Genomic DNA, 4,675 nt, shown 5'->3' with positions numbered 1-4,675 from the left:
TCATGAAATACGGTATTCTGATGTGACAAAACCTGAATCCTGGTCGTTAAAGTGTTTGTTTGCACTCATATTTTAACTGTTAGGACTCAGGTTTTTTTATTTAAAGCAAACTATGGGACAGCAGTGGAGAGTGCCCCTCTTTTAAAAAGAGGGGGCTTTTATTTTTGACTATGCGATTGAGCGAATATTTTCAGCCAATTGTGCCAGCGCTTGATCATCCGCCCTTCGAGCATCATGCGATGAAATATAGCCCTCATAAGCATCAAAATACTTATCGACTGAAGAATTAATTGGCTGCCATTTTTCATGGGTATTTTTAGTCTGATGCATTGGAAATAGCTTGGCATGCACATGATCGACACCAAATCCCTCGAACACCATTGCTGTTCGGCCAACGTCATCAAAATAACGATCCAATTTTAGGGCTACCTGCTTGGTATATAAAACCAGATTTGTCAGCACCTGGTCACTCAGTTCAAAGGCATAGCTGGAATAATGCTGTTTTGGAATCACTACGCTTGCGCCCAATGTATTGGGAAATATAGTAAGAAACGCCATAAAATCATCATTTTCATCGATTAAATGACATGGCAATTCCCCTTTTACCATTTGACAGAAAATACAATTTTTACTCATTTTAAGATCCCCTAAATTTTTATATTTTTTAAAAACTTCAATGAAATTTACTTTATTTTTTAACAATATAAATTATAAAATTATGACTCTTCAGACTGTTTAGCTTAAAAAATTCAGTTAAGTGGTTTAAACCTCAGCCACCACATTACGTCCTTTGGCTTTGGCCTTAAATAACGCCTCATCGGCCTGTTCCAGTAAAGCAATCCATGACTCTGCACCAATCGCTACCCCAATACTCACCGATACATGAATATCTTCATCAGCTGCGGTCAGAATAGAATGTTCAGCGACTTCGGTCCGGATTTTATTCGCCAGCATGAAAGCATGCTGCATCTCGATATTTTCAATCAGGACCAGAAACTCATCACCGCCATAGCGAACCAGCAGATCCGAAGCTCGAACATTGGCTTTTAAGCGTTCTGCAACCAGTTGAATGACCTGATCACCAATAATATGCCCATATTGATCATTGACCTGTTTGAAGTGATCAATATCAATAATCATCAGGCAGGTTCGCTTAAACTGGGTCGGATGCGTTTCCATAAAACGGATATATTCATCGAGCGCAAAACGGTTAGCCAGTCCAGTCAGGGAATCGGAATGGGCAATATTTTTCAGTCGAAATTCTAATGCTTCACGCTCTTGCAGCATGTGCTGCAGTTTTTGAATTGCTGTAAATAAGGATTCAGTAGGCCGGTCTATTTTTAGTTTTGATTGGGCTTGCTTCCGTTCAGACCCAGTGGACAAATCAAATAAAATTTTACGTGCCCGAATTAAAGGAATAAAGATACGTTTACGCGCAAAAATCATGGTCAAAATTGCCGTAATCAGGGAAATTCCAGATAAGGCCACTGTCCAGATCAAATGATTCAGACCATGGCGCATTTCCTTAATAGCCACATCTTTGGTGTATTGCAGTAAATAGTTCTGCAAATCAATCACTGTTGTAAATTTATCTACAATGGCTTCAGTCAGCTGGGTTCCAGTTAAATAATAAGGACGCTGCTGGCGGCTATCTTCAATCAGTCGCTCCACAATCGGTAAACCTTGCTGGATAAATTCAGTTCCGACCCGCTGATGTAAACGAATAAATTCATCAGTTTTGTCCTGAACAGGCTGTAGCGTATCAATAATATCCCAGAGGTAGCGTACCTGATGCTGGACCTGCAAGGAACGGGTAATGTTTTGCTCTGGAATCTGGGTTCCAAATGTCACATGTGCCATGACATTTGACGCTACCCGACCCGATTGATCCCTGAGATCAGATAAAAACAGGATTTCACTCATGTAATTATCCAAACGGGCAGATGGCGTAGCAGAGGCAATCACTACTCCTTTCAGAATTTTACGACTGCTATCCCAGGCAGTAAACATGGCGAGAATGGCCTGATCCATTTCCTGTGCAGTACGTTCCGGGCGAGGTATTTGAGTATAGAGATCGACCTGCTTACGCCCATATTGCAGACTAGGCTTTAACTCAGATAAAAGTTGCTGGCTTAGGTGATTAAAACCAACCTGATCAAGTGCCTGAGCCGTAATTTGCATCTGTTGATCGACTTCCTGACGGTAATCGCTTAACTCCTGCTGATGTTTGGCAAATTCCTCAACCGAGCTAGACATTACTTTGTTGGCAGGTGCCCGTTCCCGGGAGATTTTATTGGAGAGATCGGTGACCTGTTGTAAGGCATAAAGCTGCTGATAGGTTTGTTTTGATTTTAAATAATGTTGACTACTATCAATAATTAAGGGAATACAAATACACAATAAACATAAAATAATGATCGACATCGACCAGTACAGATGTTTGCTGATTTTCTCAGAGCGCAAAGTATTCATCTTGATTTTTAGTCCTTCACATGAATCAAGGACTCCCCATTTAATAGTAGATAGATTATACAAATAAACGCCTACTCATCATCAATATTTCTTCCCAATTGCTTTGATTTTCAGAAGGTTTTTCTTATGTTCTTAAAGGTTTTAACTCTTTATATTTTCAGGATTTTTCATCTGTTATCACTAAAATATAAATAGGAATGAAAATTTCATAATTTAAAATATAAGAAAATTAAAAAACTCGCTTTCTGAACTATTTACACGTGCAACAATTAGGTGCATAATGCACTGCATTAGGGCGAGTTAAATTATTCCTCAGCAGATTTTTTGATTTACCCGCAAATTTTGGCGAAAAAACCTCAATTTTATATAGAAATTGAGGTTTTTTTTTGCAACTTTATAGAACGAAGCAATTTTTAAATTGAAATAATGCACCATTAAGGTGCACTTAAGAATCATCTTTGACGGCTTTCTATACTAGTTTTTCTAATCTTCTTTTATGAACTAATTCGTAGACTGATGCTTCTAAAAAATTCAGGCAAAAAAAAAGCCCAACCTTGGGGAAAGCTGGGCCGATAAAAACAAAAATATGTGGAGAATCAGTCAAATTATCATGTAAAAACATGAACTCTAACCTGATTTTTTTATTATCAGTCAATTTGGTAACAATGTAAAGCACATTAATTTACTAGGATTTATGACATATCACAATTTATAGACAAAACAGTGAAATACATCACATTATAACCCTGATGTTGTCGCTAAACCGATCAATTCTTTCATAAATTTGTTTTATATTACAGTTTTTACGCCTTTCTTAAATTCATTGTAATAAACATGATTATTTTCATGATAAGTAAATTGGTTTTTTGAATTAAAATCCACTATTCAACTTAATTAAACAATCAAGAAATCCTTTATTAATTCATTTTCCTGATTAGTTGTAACAATTTTTTCTGTATACAAGATTGTTATTAAAGATTTTTTTCAGAATTAAAAGATTTCTTATTTATGTGAATGCTATACAAAATCAATACAATGATTTTGCACAAAAAAATAGCGATTTCAAATCAGATTGACTTAATAAATTGTTACAATACAATACGTTTCTGTTGTACATCTTTTGTAACAAAATGGTAAATATCATGAAAAAACTCGGTTTAGCCACTGCTTTATTATTAGCCATGACCGGTGCTCAAGCATATCAATTTGAAGTTCAAGGTCAGTCAGAGTACATCGACAACACTGCGAATGACAAAGACTTCACTGGCGCTGTTCAAGGTACTTACTACTTCAAAGATGTAGACGCTTCTAAAGGTCCTTTAGCTGAAGCTGCTTTCATCAACCAGGCATCTAATGTTTCTGCTGCTTATACATACGGCGAAAACGGACAAGAATCTGGCAATCGTACTGTACACCATACTTTTGGTGCAAAAGGTGAAGCTTACATCCCAACTAAAGTTGTTCCTGCTTATGCAAGCGCTTCTTATAGCCATACTATCACTGATAACAAAGCTGGTAACCCAACAGATGATAATGGCGACCGTTATGCATTAGAAGTAGGTGTACTTCCTATTCCTAACTTCCTGGTAGCTGTAGGTTACACAAGCGTTGCAGACCAAACTTCTTATGACGCTTTCAACATGTTCAACAACGGCGTTGTTAAAGCTGCTATTGAGTCTCAAACAATCGCTGAAGACCAAGATGCAATCACTGCTCGTACTAAATATGTAGGCGCAATTGACGGTACCAATATGTCACTTGGCTTCGAAAGCGGCTTGGTTTATGGTGAAGATACTGCTTACAACCTAGGTACTACTTTGTACATCAACCCTAAATTAAGCGTTGGTGCATCTTATATGGAATCTAGCTACGCTAACTCTCCAGACAAAGCTTGGGGCGCAAACGTAAACTACTTCATCACTCCAGCAGTTGCTGTAGGTGCTAGTTATGTGAACTCAAACTACGAAGCAAATCTTGCTCAAAATGATGTAGTTCGTGATACACAAACTGTAGGCTTAAATGCTAAATTCCGTTTCTAATTTCTGAATTAGTGACTGAGTAAAAAAAGGACGCATCAGCGCATTGCTGTCCCACAATTTTTCACAAGAGGAAGCTCAAATGAGCTTCCTCTTGTTTTATGGGTATTTTATCGGGTGAAAATAAAGCTTTTAAAGTTCTTCTTTCAAACAAATTCACTTGAATT

3 protein-coding genes are annotated in these 4,675 nt (G+C 37.4%); 1 reads left to right on the top strand and 2 read right to left on the bottom strand.

Features of this window, described 5'->3' with window-relative positions; all coding sequences use genetic code 11:
* Positions 1-168: 168 nt before the first annotated feature.
* Positions 169-636, bottom strand: a complete 468-nt coding sequence (locus tag FTU72_RS15890) for an HIT family protein (protein ID WP_166139514.1) — start codon at positions 634-636, stop codon at positions 169-171.
* Positions 637-762: 126 nt separating this feature from the next.
* Positions 763-2,472: a GGDEF domain-containing protein gene (locus tag FTU72_RS15885; protein ID WP_180053108.1), complete on the bottom strand. Its 1,710-nt coding sequence runs from the start codon at positions 2,470-2,472 to the stop codon at positions 763-765.
* 1,142 nt (positions 2,473-3,614) lie between these two features.
* Here FTU72_RS15885 and omp33-36 point away from each other — a divergent pair.
* On the top strand, positions 3,615-4,511 hold the full coding sequence (gene omp33-36, locus FTU72_RS15880) for a porin Omp33-36 (RefSeq protein ID WP_180053109.1): 897 nt from the start codon (positions 3,615-3,617) through the stop codon (positions 4,509-4,511).
* Positions 4,512-4,675 lie beyond the last annotated feature (164 nt).

The organism is Acinetobacter sp. YH12137, from assembly GCF_013418535.1.
Lineage (GTDB): Bacteria > Pseudomonadota > Gammaproteobacteria > Pseudomonadales > Moraxellaceae > Acinetobacter.
The sequence above is the reverse complement of the archived record's forward strand: the minus strand, read 5'-3'. Positions and strand labels throughout refer to the sequence as shown.

Excerpts from the sequence above, each read along its gene's own strand:
- FTU72_RS15890 (WP_166139514.1), bottom strand. The coding sequence starts at position 636 with ATGAGTAAAAATTGTATTTTCTGTCAAATGGTAAAAGGGGAATTGCCA.
- FTU72_RS15885 (WP_180053108.1), bottom strand. The coding sequence starts at position 2,472 with ATGAATACTTTGCGCTCTGAGAAAATCAGCAAACATCTGTACTGGTCG.
- omp33-36 (WP_180053109.1), top strand. The coding sequence starts at position 3,615 with ATGAAAAAACTCGGTTTAGCCACTGCTTTATTATTAGCCATGACCGGT.